Below are 223 nucleotides of genomic sequence, written 5' to 3'. Positions count from 1 at the left end.
GCTCGCGATCAGCGCCTCAGGGGGCAAGAGATCGCTGAGTTGCTTGAGCACATCAGTTTTGGTCTCCATGTTCTCGTAAACGGCTTCGATGACGATATCGCAATTCTCGAGTGCCCTCACATCGGAGCCTATCGTCACTTGCCTAGCGACCATCCCAGCGGAATCCGCCGAGCGCCGAGCCAGAAGCTTAGCGATGCGTGCCGGCGCTTGCGTCAGAAAAGCG

At 58.3% G+C, this 223-nt stretch carries 1 protein-coding gene; it reads right to left on the bottom strand.

Going from position 1 to position 223, the window contains the following annotated elements; all coding sequences use genetic code 11:
- On the bottom strand, positions 1–183 hold a 183-nt coding region (locus tag E4K09_RS31165; RefSeq protein ID WP_425293879.1), incomplete at its 3' end, for a 3-hydroxyacyl-CoA dehydrogenase NAD-binding domain-containing protein.
- Between the last annotated feature and the right edge of the window lie 40 nt (positions 184–223).

Origin of the sequence: Microvirga pakistanensis (assembly GCF_004458765.1) — a bacterium.
Lineage (GTDB): Bacteria > Pseudomonadota > Alphaproteobacteria > Rhizobiales > Beijerinckiaceae > Microvirga > Microvirga pakistanensis.
Note: the sequence above shows the minus strand (reverse complement) of the source record. Positions and strands in the feature narration are given on the sequence as shown.